This window comes from Rhodococcus sp. UNC23MFCrub1.1 (assembly GCF_000686025.1).
GTDB lineage: Bacteria > Actinomycetota > Actinomycetes > Mycobacteriales > Mycobacteriaceae > Rhodococcoides.
The window spans coordinates 1-12,897 of sequence record NZ_JMLQ01000006.1 but is presented as its reverse complement, the minus strand read 5'-3'; the positions used below and the strand labels follow the sequence as shown (position 1 = coordinate 12,897).

General features: G+C 69.1%; 12 protein-coding genes and 1 pseudogene. 7 read left to right on the top strand and 6 right to left on the bottom strand.

Translation table 11 applies throughout. The features are described 5' to 3' along the window. Position 1: 1 nt before the first annotated feature. On the bottom strand, positions 2-760 hold the full coding sequence (locus BR07_RS0114940) for an SDR family oxidoreductase (RefSeq protein WP_027506139.1): 759 nt from the start codon (positions 758-760) through the stop codon (positions 2-4). A gap of 104 nt (positions 761-864) precedes the next feature. Here BR07_RS0114940 and BR07_RS0114935 point away from each other — a divergent pair, with 104 nt between their 5' ends. Further along, positions 865-1,269, top strand: coding sequence for a VOC family protein (locus tag BR07_RS0114935; RefSeq protein ID WP_027506138.1), 405 nt, complete (start codon positions 865-867; stop codon positions 1,267-1,269). 83 nt (positions 1,270-1,352) lie between these two features. Here BR07_RS0114935 and BR07_RS0114930 read toward each other — a convergent pair whose 3' ends face one another. Both BR07_RS0114930 and BR07_RS0114925 read right to left on the bottom strand, forming a co-directional pair. Next, the gene (locus BR07_RS0114930; protein ID WP_027506137.1) at positions 1,353-3,071 is read right to left on the bottom strand and encodes a metallophosphoesterase family protein; all 1,719 of its coding nucleotides are present in this window, start codon (positions 3,069-3,071) and stop codon (positions 1,353-1,355) included. 120 nt (positions 3,072-3,191) lie between these two features. Beyond that, positions 3,192-3,971, bottom strand: coding sequence for a lysophospholipid acyltransferase family protein (locus BR07_RS0114925; RefSeq protein ID WP_027506136.1), 780 nt, complete (start codon positions 3,969-3,971; stop codon positions 3,192-3,194). Between the two features lie 141 nt (positions 3,972-4,112). On the opposite strand from BR07_RS0114925, the gene BR07_RS0114920 reads away from it, so the two are divergent. Beyond that, positions 4,113-5,510, top strand: coding sequence for an NAD(P)/FAD-dependent oxidoreductase (locus tag BR07_RS0114920; protein ID WP_027506135.1), 1,398 nt, complete (start codon positions 4,113-4,115; stop codon positions 5,508-5,510). A 15-nt stretch (positions 5,511-5,525) separates the two neighbouring features. After that, positions 5,526-6,347 (top strand): UbiA family prenyltransferase, encoded by an 822-nt coding sequence (locus tag BR07_RS0114915; protein WP_037186078.1) that lies wholly within the window; start codon positions 5,526-5,528, stop codon positions 6,345-6,347. On the opposite strand, the gene BR07_RS24745 is transcribed toward BR07_RS0114915, so the two are convergent. After that, on the bottom strand, positions 6,330-6,656 hold the full coding sequence (locus BR07_RS24745) for a hypothetical protein (RefSeq protein WP_051613433.1): 327 nt from the start codon (positions 6,654-6,656) through the stop codon (positions 6,330-6,332). The two genes, BR07_RS0114915 and BR07_RS24745, sit on opposite strands and share 18 nt — an antisense overlap. Positions 6,657-6,745: 89 nt before the next feature. On the opposite strand from BR07_RS24745, the gene BR07_RS0114905 reads away from it, so the two are divergent. Both BR07_RS0114905 and BR07_RS0114900 read left to right on the top strand, forming a co-directional pair. Further along, positions 6,746-7,456, top strand: a complete 711-nt coding sequence (locus BR07_RS0114905) for a dienelactone hydrolase family protein (RefSeq protein WP_027506133.1) — start codon at positions 6,746-6,748, stop codon at positions 7,454-7,456. Positions 7,457-7,501: 45 nt separating this feature from the next. Next, complete coding sequence (locus tag BR07_RS0114900) at positions 7,502-8,431, top strand: pirin family protein (protein WP_027506132.1); 930 nt, start codon at positions 7,502-7,504, stop codon at positions 8,429-8,431. On the opposite strand, the gene BR07_RS0114895 is transcribed toward BR07_RS0114900, so the two are convergent. After that, a complete protein-coding gene (locus BR07_RS0114895) occupies positions 8,422-9,189 on the bottom strand; it encodes a putative protein N(5)-glutamine methyltransferase (RefSeq protein ID WP_027506131.1) in 768 nt (255 codons plus the stop codon). The two genes, BR07_RS0114900 and BR07_RS0114895, sit on opposite strands and share 10 nt — an antisense overlap. Further along, complete coding sequence (locus BR07_RS0114890) at positions 9,186-10,574, bottom strand: maltokinase N-terminal cap-like domain-containing protein (protein ID WP_155957049.1); 1,389 nt, start codon at positions 10,572-10,574, stop codon at positions 9,186-9,188. The genes BR07_RS0114895 and BR07_RS0114890 overlap by 4 nt, the downstream gene beginning before the upstream one ends. A gap of 106 nt (positions 10,575-10,680) precedes the next feature. Here BR07_RS0114890 and BR07_RS0114885 point away from each other — a divergent pair, with 106 nt between their 5' ends. Both BR07_RS0114885 and BR07_RS26650 read left to right on the top strand, forming a co-directional pair. After that, positions 10,681-12,654: a M13 family metallopeptidase gene (locus BR07_RS0114885; RefSeq protein ID WP_027506129.1), complete on the top strand. Its 1,974-nt coding sequence runs from the start codon at positions 10,681-10,683 to the stop codon at positions 12,652-12,654. A gap of 110 nt (positions 12,655-12,764) precedes the next feature. Then, a pseudogene (locus BR07_RS26650) lies at positions 12,765-12,897 on the top strand (leucine zipper domain-containing protein); the annotation flags it as partial.

The window sequence follows — 12,897 nt, the reverse complement described above, 5'->3', positions numbered from 1 at the left end:
GTCAGTCTTTCGGCCCGCCCGCGACGTACACGACCTGGCCGGACACGAATCCTGCACCCTCACTGCAGAAGAAGGATGCCGTGTGGGCGATGTCCTCGGGCTGACCGATGCGGTTGACCGGGATCTGCGACGCGGCACCCTTCTTGAAGTCCTCGAACGGCACGCCGACGCGCTCGGCCGTCGCCGCCGTCATCTCCGTCTCGATGAAGCCGGGTGCGATCGCGTTGACGGTGACGTTGTAGCGGCCCAGCTCGATGGCGAGGGTCTTGGTGAAGCCCTGCATGCCGGCCTTGGCGGCCGCGTAGTTGGCCTGACCGCGGTTGCCCAGCGCCGAGGTGGACGACAGGTTGACGATGCGTCCCCACTTGGCCTCGACCTGATGCTTCTGCACCTCGCGGGACATGAGGAACGATCCGCGCAGATGCACGCCGAGCACGGCGTCCCAGTCGTCGACCGACATCTTGAAGAGAAGATTGTCGCGCAGGATGCCGGCGTTGTTCACCAGCACCGTGGGCGCCCCGAAGTCGGTGGCGATGCGCTCGACCGCAGAGACGACCGACTGCTCGTCCGCGACGTTCGCGCCGACGGCGATGGCCTGACCACCGGCTGCGGTGATCGCGTCGACCGTGCCGGCACACGCCGCCTCGTCGAGATCGACGACGGCGACACCGAAGCCGTCCGCGGCGAGACGTCGGGCGACGGCGGCACCGATTCCTCGCGCACTTCCCGTGACGATTGCTGTCCTGACCTGCTCGCTCACGACTACCCTCTTTCTCATCTCGGCCCCGAAACCCCGCGGCTCCCACTCTTTCTATCAAGTCACAGGAGTCGGCGGACCACCCCTGCTCGAGAAAGAGGCTCACCATGACGACCCGACTGAATCCGTACCTGTCGTTCCGGGACACGGCGCGGGAAGCGATGGAGTTCTATCGCACCGTGTTCGGCGGAGAACTCACGCTGTCGACGTTCGGTGACTCGGGCATGCCCGTCGAGGAGTCCGAGTCGGGCAACGTCATGCACGGTCAGCTCGACACCCTGAGCGGCTTCACGCTGATGGGCGCCGACACTCCGTCGTCGATGGAGGTGAGCACCAACGGCACGGTGTCCCTGAGCGGCGACGACGAGCCAGAACTGCGCGGCTACTGGGACGCGCTCGCCGCGGGCGGCACCCTCGGCGTCCCGCTCGAGACGGCCCCGTGGGGCGACACCTTCGGGATACTCACCGACCGGTTCGGGATCGGCTGGATGGTGAACATCGCCGGCAGCTAGCTGCCGACGGTCACATGGCCGGCAGCTAGCTGCCGACGGTCACATGGCCGGCAGCTAGCTGCCGACGGTCACATGGCCGGCAGCTAGCTGCCGAACGCGAGCGGCAGCTCGCGACGGAAGGTGACCTCGTCGAACTCCCGCCCGTACTCGTCGACCGCGGAGATGCGCATCCGACTCGGTGTGATGCCGGGGATCCCGGGCGTCACGTCCGCGCGGACGAACGAATAGTTGCGGAATCGCACCCGTGACCAGGTGAGCGACTCGGGCACCTTCGAACCGTCCGCGGCGACGACGTAGCTGTTCGGCACCGACGTGTCGGCCACCTCGTTGCCGCGGTAGCTCTCGGGTTCGCCGTCCTGGAACCCGTAACGCGGGCGCCCACCGCCGCCCACCGTGTAGTAGACGGTGCCGTCCGAGACCGAGGTGACCTCCGACCGGTCACCGGCGACGCGGGTCGGCGAGCCGCCGCGGATCGGATCGGACCGCTCGAACACGTGGTTGTGCGCCTGCAGCACCACATCGACGTGGTACCGGTCGAAGAGCCCCGCCCACGCACTGCGGACGCCGCCGTCGCTCGCGTGGTCCTTCGTCGTCGAGTACGCGCAGTGGTGGAAGAAGCAGACGATGAAGTCGACGGCCGGATCGGCCCGGTAGCGCGCCAGGGTCGACTCCACCCATCCCGTCTGACGTCCGCCGCTGTAGCCCGTGTTCGCGCGGATCTCGTTCGAGACGTCGTTGGCGTCGAGCGAGAGCACGGCGACGTTGCCGTGGACGAACGAGTAGACCGACGGGCACCCGGCGGGGCCGTTGTCCGGCTGGTCCAATCGTGCTGCGTGGCCGCCGTATCCGTTCGGCCCGTACAGCGCCTCCATGTCGTGATTTCCGGTCGCGAAGAGCCAGGGCGTCGACGCCGCGCTCTGCTCGATCGCCGCGAGGTAGCCGTCCCAGACGTACGGGTTGAACTTGTCGAAGGCCTTGTCGACGGTGCCGCCACTGGGTACGAAGCGAGGAGTGCGGCCCTGTCCCGACGGGTCCGCGTACGCGATGTCGCCCGCGAGGATGTGGAAGTCGGGCCGCGAGTCGGCGATCTGGCGCACGATGTTGGCCGCGTGCTTGGCCGACGGCTCGTTGTCGGGCTTGTAGTACAGATCGTCGTAGTCACCGGGCTTCAGGCCGGGAGGCTGGGTCGGCGTCTCGTCGACGCCTTGATCTCCCATCATCGTGAACCGGAACGGCGCGAGCCGGCCCGGCGGCAGAGCCGGTGCGGCACTGCGGACATCGCTGACGTAGCCGTCGGCGGTGCGCCACCGGTAGTAGTGCGGAAGACGCGGAGTAAGCCCGTCCACCGGAACGTGCACGTAGAACTGCTCGGCCGCCAGGATGCCGCCGTCGGACCGCGGTACCTGGCTCACCAGGTTGCGCACCTCGGCCGACGTCGTGGCGCCCAGTGCCGGGGTCGGACCGTGGTCGAGAAACACCCCGGTGAGTCCGGGATTGCGGGAGAGCTGCGCCGAGAACCGGAGCTGCGTCGCGGCGTCGGAGCCGAAGGAGAGATGCCGTCCTCCGACGGTCAGCGGCGCGTCCTGCGCGTAGGCGACGCGATTCCAACCGGGGTTTCCCACCCCGGCCGCCGCGGCGACGGCGGCAGCACCCACGAGGAAGTTGCGACGGGACACCCGATGGCGACGGAGATTGCTCAGGTGCCAGTCGTGCTGCTCGGCGATGGAAGCGTTCGCCGCGATGTGGGCGGGGACTCCTGTGTCGACGATCTCCCCGGCCGGATTCAGTGCGTTCTCCACCATGGAGACGACGCTGCTCCCGTCACCTCGACGTCAGGCGCACGGCAGGCGAGCAGGAGCCGAACCGAATGTGAACAACGATGCAGCACATGACATTTCGGTCCGACCGGACAAAAACACCAGTCAGTACTGGCGGACCGACAACTCCACGGCCACCTGAAGGTACTCGGCGACGGTGCGCGCGATGGAGACCGGCTTGTCGGGGAGCACGATGTCCGGCACGTCGATGTGCACGCTCGCCGAGCGGTACCTGCCGGGCGGCGGTCCGTAGTGCAGCCCCATCACCACGAGCCTCGGTTCGACGCCGCGAGTCCGTGCGCGCGCGACGATGTGCCCGATCCCGCTCCCGACGTGCTGGAGCACCGTCGGATCACCGTCGTTGCACGTGCCCTCCGGGAAGATCGCGAGATCGTCACCACGAGAAAGCCTTTCGGCACACACGTCCATCATGAGATTGCCGGCCCGAGACACGGCGCGCAGACCGTGGTCGCGGCTGCGGAACACCGGGATGCCGCCCATCATCTCGATGCGACGTCGTTGCGACGTCCGCTCGGCGATGCGGCGGGTCCGCGGGCGGTTCGGTTCGGTCTCGACGAACAGCTCGTCCTTGGCCAGGACGCGGGTGCGGCCGATGACGGGTCGCAGCGCGCTGGACCACGCGGCGGCGGCGACCGTGTACGGGTCGGTCTCGCTGACGTGGTTCACGGCCAGGATGAACCGCGTGTCGTCGTAGATGAGGGCGCGGAGGCGTTCGCGAGCACCGTCGCCGTACCGGACGCGGGGTCGGAACCGTCCGGCGAGAGCCCCGTAGGCGAGCCGCGTGACGCGTCGATTCTGCTGATGCTCCCGGTAGTACTCGTACACGGCGTCGGCGTTCTCGAGGGCGACCACGGGGCGATCCATGCTCGAATCGTAGGCGTTCGCCCTGTTCCACCTATTTGTTCTGACAAATCGAGCGCGCCGTGTATGGTCTGGGTCACAGACGGAAACCCCGTCGGAGGCGGACCCGCAGGTCGGCCACGTGAAGTGAGAGGAACGGGCACCGTGACCACCACCACAGCCCCGCACCGCGTCGTCGTCGTCGGCTCCGGATTCGGCGGCCTGTTCGCGACCAAGGCCCTGCGCCGCAGCGACGTCGACGTGACGATCGTGGCGCGCACCGCGCACCACCTCTTCCAGCCGTTGCTCTACCAGGTGGCCACCGGGATCCTCTCCGAGGGCGAGATCGCGCCCTCCACCCGTCTCATCCTCAAGAACCAGGCGAATGCCGCCGTCGTGCTCGGCGACGTCACGGAGGTGGACCTCGAGGCGCGCACCGTCGTCTCGGTCAGCCGTGGCCGCGTCACCGTCACTCCGTACGACAGCCTCGTCGTCGCCGCGGGCGCCGGCCAGTCCTACTTCGGCAACGATCACTTCGCCGAGTTCGCCCCCGGCATGAAGACGCTCGACGACGCCCTCGAGCTGCGCGGGCGCATCATGAACGCGTTCGACGCCGCCGAACTCACCACCGACCCCGTCGAGCGCGCCCGGCTGCTCACGTTCGTCGTCGTCGGCGCCGGCCCCACGGGTGTCGAGATGGCGGGCCAGATCGCCGAGCTCTCGCGCCGCACCCTCGCCGGAACGTTCCGCACGATCGACAGCCGCGACGCCCGCGTGATTCTGCTCGACGCGGCCCCGAAGGTGTTGCCGCCCTTCGCCGACTCGCTGGGCGAGAATGCTCGACGACGTCTCGAGAAGGTCGGCGTCGAGGTCGAGCTGGGCGCCGCGGTCACCGACGTCGACGCCGACGGATTATCTGTCCGCGACAGCGACGGCACCGAGCGCCGCATCGAGTCCTCCTGCAAGGTCTGGTCGGCCGGTGTCTCCGCGAGCCCGCTCGCGGCACAGCTCGCGGCGAAGTCCGGGGCCGAGGTGGACCGCGCGGGCCGCGTGCTCGTCGAGGCCGATCTGACACTGCCGGGCCACCCCGAGGTCTTCGTGGTCGGCGACATGATGGCGCGCGACAAGCTCCCCGGCGTCGCCCAGGTGGCGATCCAGGGCGGCCGCTACGCCGCGCGGTGCATCACTGCCGACGTCCGCGCCGCTGCCACCGACACACCGCGCCCCGAGCGCACCCCGTTCCGCTACCGGGACAAGGGCAGCATGGCGACCGTGACGCGATTCTCGGCCGTGGCGCAGGTGGGACCCGTCAAGATCACCGGCTTCCTGGCATGGCTGATGTGGCTCGCGGTGCACCTCGTCTACATCGTCGGATTCAAGAGCCGACTCACCACCGTCTTCAACTGGACGTGGACGTTCCTCGGCCGAGCGCGCACCCAGCTGACCGTCACGCAGCAGCAGATGCACGCGCGCACGGCACTCGGCAGGCTCGTCGTGCTCGAGGACGCCCGCCGGGAGCGGGACGCGGGAGCCCCGGCACGCGAGGACGCTCGCGCCAGCTGAGTACTGTTCCGGTACATGGGCAGTCGACTCTCCGCTCTCCTCGTCGCCTCCCACCCCGGCCCCGCCGCCGCGGTCACGACGTTCGTCGCACTGCTGTCGGTCAGCATCGGCCCACCCTCGGCGGGGCTCCTCGTCGTCGTGGTCGTGGCGGTGCTGAGCGGGCAACTGATCGTCGGTTGGACCAACGATCTGATCGACGCCCCGCGGGACACCGCGGTCGGCCGCACGGACAAACCGCTCGCCGTCGGCCGCCTCGACCCCGCCACCGTGCGGGTGAGCGTCGCGGTCGCGGCGGTGGTCTGCGTGGTGTTCTCGATGCTGTGCGGCGTCGTCCCGGGTGCGGTGCACCTCGTGCTGGGAGTCGGGTCGGCCCTCGCCTACAACGTGGGTCTGAAATCCACCGTCGTGTCGTGGCTGCCGTACACCGTCGCGTTCGGATCGGCGCCCGTGGTCGTCTCGCTCACCGTGGCCGACGCGATGCCGCCATGGTGGATGATCACGGTAGGGGCGCTGCTCGGCTTCGGCGCCCACCTGGTCAACGTGCTGCCCGACATCGCCGACGACACGGCGACGGGAGTCCGCGGGCTGGCACACCGACTCCCTGCTCGCGTGGTCGCTCCACTCGCCGCGGGGGTGCTCGTCACCGCATCGATCGTGGGGGTCGTGGGGAGCGGGGCTCTCGGGCGCACCGGGGTGTCGACCGCAGCGGGCGGAGCCGCTCTGGCCGTCGTGGTCGTCGCCGCATGGATCGCGTCGACGAGCAGCGGACGGACACCGTTCCGCGCGGCCATCGTCATCGCCGGCGTGACCGTGCTGGTGCTACTGCTTCCGCGCTGACGTCTCGGCGGCAGAGGTCAGGTCGCCGGCGGCCTCGAGGTCGTCGGTGTCGCGGAACACCAGGCACCCGTTGTCCAGGGCCACCGCCCACCGGTGCGCCACGGCCCAGTCCCGACCCACGGACGACGAGTCCACGAAGTCGGCGAAGTCCTCGACGATCGATCCCGTCTCGAGAGGCCACGTCGTCGGATCCGAGTCGCGGTCGATCGAGTGCCGGGTGCGTACCCGCGCACCGACCTCGAACGTCGGCGGCGGCCCGGCCGGCTCCTGCGGCGTCGCTGCTCCGGGGTTGTTCAGGGTCGATGTCATGGCAGCCTCCTGCTGGTTCCTCGGCGCGGTTTCCCCTTTTCACACAGTTCACACATGGAACACCGAAATTCTCGTGATCTGATGGTGGGATGGCCATCACTTTCACCACACGCGTCCCGGAAGGTCCGATACGAGGCGGTGTCGTCGTCGTCCAGGAGGCGTTCGGCGTGACCGACCACATCGCGGAGGTCTGCGGCCGCTTCGCCTCGGCGGGATGGATCGCCGTGGCCCCGCATCTCTTCCACCGGGCCGGTGATCCGGTGGTGTCGTACGACGACATGAGCACCGCGATGGACCTCATCGGCGCTCTGAAGGCCGAGGAGATCGACCAGGACGTCGATGCCGCGTTCGACGAGTTGGCCGGGTACGGCTACGGACCGAGCGGGTGCGCGATCGTCGGGTTCTGCATGGGCGGCACCGTCGCCTTCGAGACGGCGGTGCGGCGTCCACTCGGTGCCGCGGCCACGTTCTACGGCGGCGGCATCCGCGAGGGTCGCTTCGGCTACCCGCCGCTGCTCGACGGCGCCACGGCACTGCGAACGCCGTGGCACGGGTTCTTCGGCGACCTCGACACCGGGATCCCGGTCGACGACGTCGATGCGCTGAACGCTGCCGTCACCGACGCGCAGGTGGACACTCGCATCGCCCGCTATCCCGACGCCGAGCACGGCTTCCACTGCAACGATCGACCCGCCGTCTACAACGAACGGGCTGCGTACGACGCGTGGTCGCGCACCCTCGACTGGTTCGATCTGCACGTGGATCCGGCCGGGGAACAAGGACGGGCCCCTCGCGGTTGAGCCGGGCAAGTAGTTGATTCGTCAACTTTATCCCAGGAGGCCGACATGCCCGCAGTGACCGTCGACAACGTTCTCGCGCTCCCCCGCATCTCCACGCCGCAGCCAGGCTCGGCGGACCGGCCGGTCCGCGCCGTCACCACCGCCCCCACCGGCTACGAGGGCGAGGGGTTCCCGGTCCGACGTGCCTTCGCGGGCGTCGACATGAAGTACCTCGACCCCTTCATCCACATGGACCAGATGGGCGAGGTGAACTACGCGCCGGGCGAGCCCAAGGGCACACCGTGGCACCCGCACCGCGGCTTCGAGACGGTCACCTACATGATCGACGGGATAATGGACCACCAGGACTCGCACGGCGGTGGCGGTTCCATCACCGGCGGCGACACCCAGTGGATGACCGCGGGCAGCGGCATCCTGCACATCGAGGCCCCGCCGGAGCACCTCGTCGTCTCGGGCGGGCTGTTCCACGGCGTGCAGCTGTGGGTCAACCTCCCGCGCAGCAACAAGATGGCGGCGCCGCGGTACCAGGACATCACCGGCCGCGAGGTCGCTCTGCTCTCGAGCCCGGACGGCGGCGCGCTGGTGCGCGTCATCGCCGGCGAGATGGACGGCCACCAGGGACCGGGATCGACCTACACGCCGATCACGCTGTCCCACGTCACCGTCGCCCCGGGTGCCTCGGTGACCCTGCCCTGGAACGCGCGCTACAACGCCATCGCCTACGTGTTGGGCGGATCCGGCACCGTCGGCACCGAGCGGCGGCCCGTACGCACAGGTCAGACCACGGTCTACGGCTCGGGCGACACCTTGACCTTCGCCGCCGCCGAGGGCACCGAGTCGATGGAGATGTTCGTTCTCGGAGGCGAGCCGATCCGCGAGCCCGTCGCGATGGCCGGGCCGTTCGTCATGAACACCAAGGCCGAGGTGCTCCAGGCGTTCGAGGACTTCCAGTCCGGGCGGTTCGGTCAGCCCTGATCGAGCGTCCCTCGCCCGATCACCATGGTGGCGTCCCGGTCCTCGTCGTGTACCACCGTCGGCTCCAGACCGGCGGCAGCGAAGATCTGTCGCACCGTGTCGGCCTGGGCCGCGGACGCCTCCACGATCAGTGATCCGCCGGGTGCCAGCCAGTCGCGTGCCTGTGCAGCCACGCGGCGCTGGACGTCCAGTCCGTCCGGTCCACCGTCGAGGGTGACGCGGGGTTCGTGATCCCGCGCCTCGGGCGGCATCGTCTCGATGGCCGACGAGGGAACGTACGGCGTGTTGGCGGTGACGACGGCGATCCCGTGGCGCAGGTGCGTCGGTATCGCGGCGAAGGTGTCGCTCTCGAAGACCGTGCAGCCCGGCAGGTTTCGACGAGCGCACGCCACCGCCACCGGGTCGATGTCGGAGGCGTACACCGTGGACCCCGGCGCCGAGCGCACCACCGCGGCGGCCACGGCACCCGAGCCGCAGCACAGATCGAGCAGCACGCCGGTGCCGAGTCGGTCGAGCGCCGCGTCCACCATGGCCTCGGTCCGTCGGCGCGGCACGAAGACGCCGGGCTCGACGAGCACGCGGCCCCCGTGGAACTGCGCCCACCCCACGATGTACTCGAGCGGCTCCCCGGCGACACGGCGCGCGATCCAGTCGGCCAGCGTGCTCTCGTCCGGAGCCTCGCCGTTCAGCAGAGCTGCCTCGTCCTCGGCGAACACGCATCCGGCCGCCCTCAGCACGGCGACCGTCCGCGAGGTCACTCCGCGACGAGCCGCTCGATGGCGTGCAGGGGGATCGAGAGCCAGGTCGGGCGGTTGCGCGCCTCGTAGACAGCCTCGTACACGGCCTTGTCCAGCTCGTACGCTCGCAGCAGCGCCCACGAGATGCGCGGGTCGTGTCCCGCCACCTCGGTGTAGCCGTCGCAGAATGCGGACACGTTGCGCTCCACCCACTCCCGCGCCACGGGCTCGAGTCGCGCCCGTTCCTGCGAATCCTCGATCTCGACGACGTGGCTCATGGCGGCGTAGTCGAAAGAGCGGATCATCCCTGCCACGTCGCGCAGCGTGCTGTCCGGAGTGCGCCGCTCCTCGAACGTCTTCGACGGTTCGCCCTCGAAGTCGATGAGGACCCACCGCTCCGACGTGCGGAGCACCTGCCCCAGATGCAGGTCACCGTGGATGCGCTGGGTGTCGATGCCGCCCGTGCCCGCTGCCTGGTCGATCAGGGCCCGGATGCGCGGGAGGTACTGCTCCAGGTCGGCGATCACCGGCAGTGCCGTCTCCACGCGAGCGGAGATGTCGGCCGCCGTACCGGCCGCCGGCGCCAGGGACGTGCCCAGCACCGACGCGAGATCGGCGTGCACGGAGGCGACGGCGCGGCCCAGCTCGCGGGCCTCGCTCGTGAAGTCGGACGTCGTCACGTCACCGCTGGCCAGGACGTCCCGCACGCTGGCCTGCGCGGTGGTCCACCCCTCGGTGGATCCCGCCACGAAGTCCTGCGCCATGGCGAGGGTCGTCTCGGTGTGGTCGATGTCCGCTTCCATCCATCCGCGCAGCGGCGCGACGTTCTCGCACCCCGCCTGGCCCAACGCCCGGTGCAGCTCCACGTCGGGATTGATGCCGATCGTGACGCGCCGGAAGATCTTCAGCAGATGGTGGTCGCCCAGGATGACCGACGTGTTCGACTGTTCGGCGCCCAGCACCTTTCCGCGCAGGCCGGTCTGCAGGTCGCTGCCCGGCATCGCCAGGAAGCGCACCTCGCCGGTCCCGCCGGTGGCCAGGAGGTCGGAGTAGACCGAGATGGCATCGGGATCACGCAGGGCGTCGAACACCACCGCGCCGCCGTCCCGAGTGACGACCCACGGGTCGAGGTCCTCGTCCACCGAGGCTCGGACACCGAGGGGCACCTGGAAGATCTGGGGCTCGGTGCCCTCGAGGTCCACCCGCACGAGCACGTGCTCGACCACGAGCTCGGACGTGGTGGCCAGCGTCTCCCGCGTGAGCAGATGCACTCCGGTGACGGTGTGACCCTTGGCGGAGAACCACCGCTGTTCCGGCAGCCAGGCGGCGAGTGCGCCGAGGAGGGCGCCCTCGTCGAGGGGTGGCGGCGCGACGGGCTCGTCGATGCTGTGCTGTTCCGTGGACATGAGCCTCGGTTACCCCGAATTCTCTCGTCGACAACGTGACCCTGCGCGGACCAGCGTAATGCCCCGTCGACCCCGCGCATCTCGTCCGGCCTGTCAGGATGGAGGCATGACCTCGGACTCATCACTCGCACGGCCCTCGGGCCTGGACCTGAAGTTCGTCGACGCCGCCACCAGAGCGCAGGACGATCTCTTCGAGCACGTCAACGGCCGCTGGCTGGCCGAGTACGACATCCCGGCCGACCGCGCCGTCGACGGCGCGTTCCGGACACTGTACGACCGGGCCGAGGAGCACGTCCGCGACATCATCCAGGTCGCGGCGGACTCCAGCCCGGCGCCCGGCTCGGACGCCGCGAAGATCGGTGACCTCTACAGCAGCTTCCTGGACGCCGACGCCATCGAGGCGGCCGGCACCGCGCCGATCGCCGACGAGCTCGCGGCGGTGGCCCACGCCACCGACAGCGAGGCGCTCGCCCGCGTACTCGGCACTCTGCAGCGCACCGGTGTCGGCGGCGCGGTCGCGCACTACGTCGACACCGACTCGAAGAAATCGGACCGCTACCTCGTCCACTTCTCGCAGTCCGGCCTCGGCCTCCCCGACGAGTCGTACTACCGGGAGGACGAGCACGCACAGGTTCGCGAGCAGTACGCCGAGCACATCGGCGCCATGTTCGCCCTCGCGGGCGTGACCCGTTCCGCAGCGAGCGTCCTCGATCTCGAGACCGCCCTGGCGGCGGGCCACTGGGACGTGGTGAAGCGCCGCGACGCCGATCTCTCCTACAACCTGACGACGCTCGCGTCGCTGCGAGCGGACGCGCCCGGCTTCGAGTGGGGCGCCTGGATCGAGGGCCTCGGCGCCGACGCGGACCGTCACTTCGCCGAGATCGTCGTCCGCCAGCCCGAGTTCCTCACCACGTTCGCGGAGCTGTGGTCGACGCGCAGCCTCGACGACTGGAAGGCCTGGGCCACCTGGCGCATCCTCCACTCCCGCGCGCCGTACCTGACGTCCGCGATCGTCGACGAGAACTTCGCCTTCTACGGCCGCACGCTGACGGGAACCGAGACCAACCGCGAGCGCTGGAAGCGTGGCGTCTCCCTCGTACAGGATCTGATGGGCGAGGCGGTGGGAAAGCTGTACGTACAGAAGCACTTCCCGGCCGATTCGCGGACGCGCATGCAGGAACTGGTGGCCAACCTCGTCGAGGCGTACCGGCGCAACATCTCCGACCTCGAGTGGATGAGCCCGGAGACGCGGACGGCCGCGCTGGCGAAGCTCGACAAGTTCACCCCGAAGATCGGCTACCCGGACACCTGGCGGGACTACTCCTCGCTGATGATCGACCCGTCGGACGTGGTGGGCAACTACCGCCGCGGCTACGAGGCCGAGTACCAGCGCGATCTGGACAAGCTCGGTGGTCCGGTGGACCGCGGCGAGTGGTTCATGACCCCGCAGACCGTCAACGCCTACTACAACCCGGGCATGAACGAGATCGTGTTCCCCGCCGCGATCCTGCAGCCCCCGTTCTTCGACCCGAACGCCGACGACGCCGCGAACTACGGCGGAATCGGTGCGGTCATCGGACACGAGATCGGCCACGGATTCGACGACCAGGGAGCCAAGTACGACGGTGACGGCAACCTCGTCGACTGGTGGACCGACAGTGATCGCAGCGAGTTCGGCAAGCGCACCACGGCGCTGATCGAGCAGTACGACTCGTTCGAGCCGAAAGCCCTTCCCGGACACCACGTCAACGGGAAGTTCACGATCGGCGAGAACATCGGCGACCTCGGTGGTCTGTCGATCGCCGTCGAGGCGTACAAGATCTCACTGAACGGCTCCGCGGCCCCGGAGATCGACGGCCTGACAGGGCTCCAACGTGTCTTCTTCGGTTGGGCGCAGGTGTGGCGCACCAAGGCGCGGGACGCGGAGGCGCTGCGCCGCCTGTCCATCGATCCGCACTCGCCGCCCGAGTTCCGATGCAACGGCGTGGTCCGCAACCTCGACAGCTTCCACGAGGCCTTCGAGGTGACAGAGCAGGACGCGCTCTACCTCGATCCGCAGCAGCGCGTCCGCATCTGGTGATCTAGCTGTAATGGCCAGGGACGTTGTGGACGGCGTGGCGACAACAGAGAGGTGAGGACCTCCGGTATCGGTGTGGTTACCACAACTGCACCGACAACCGAGAGGTCCTCGTGTCCCACGCTAACGCCTCCCTCACCCCTAAGGGACGATTGAAGCTCGCGAGTTCGATCGTCGACGACCACTGGTCCATCCGGCGGGCCGCCGAACGCTTCCAGGTCTCACCGACCACCGCAAAGAAGTGGG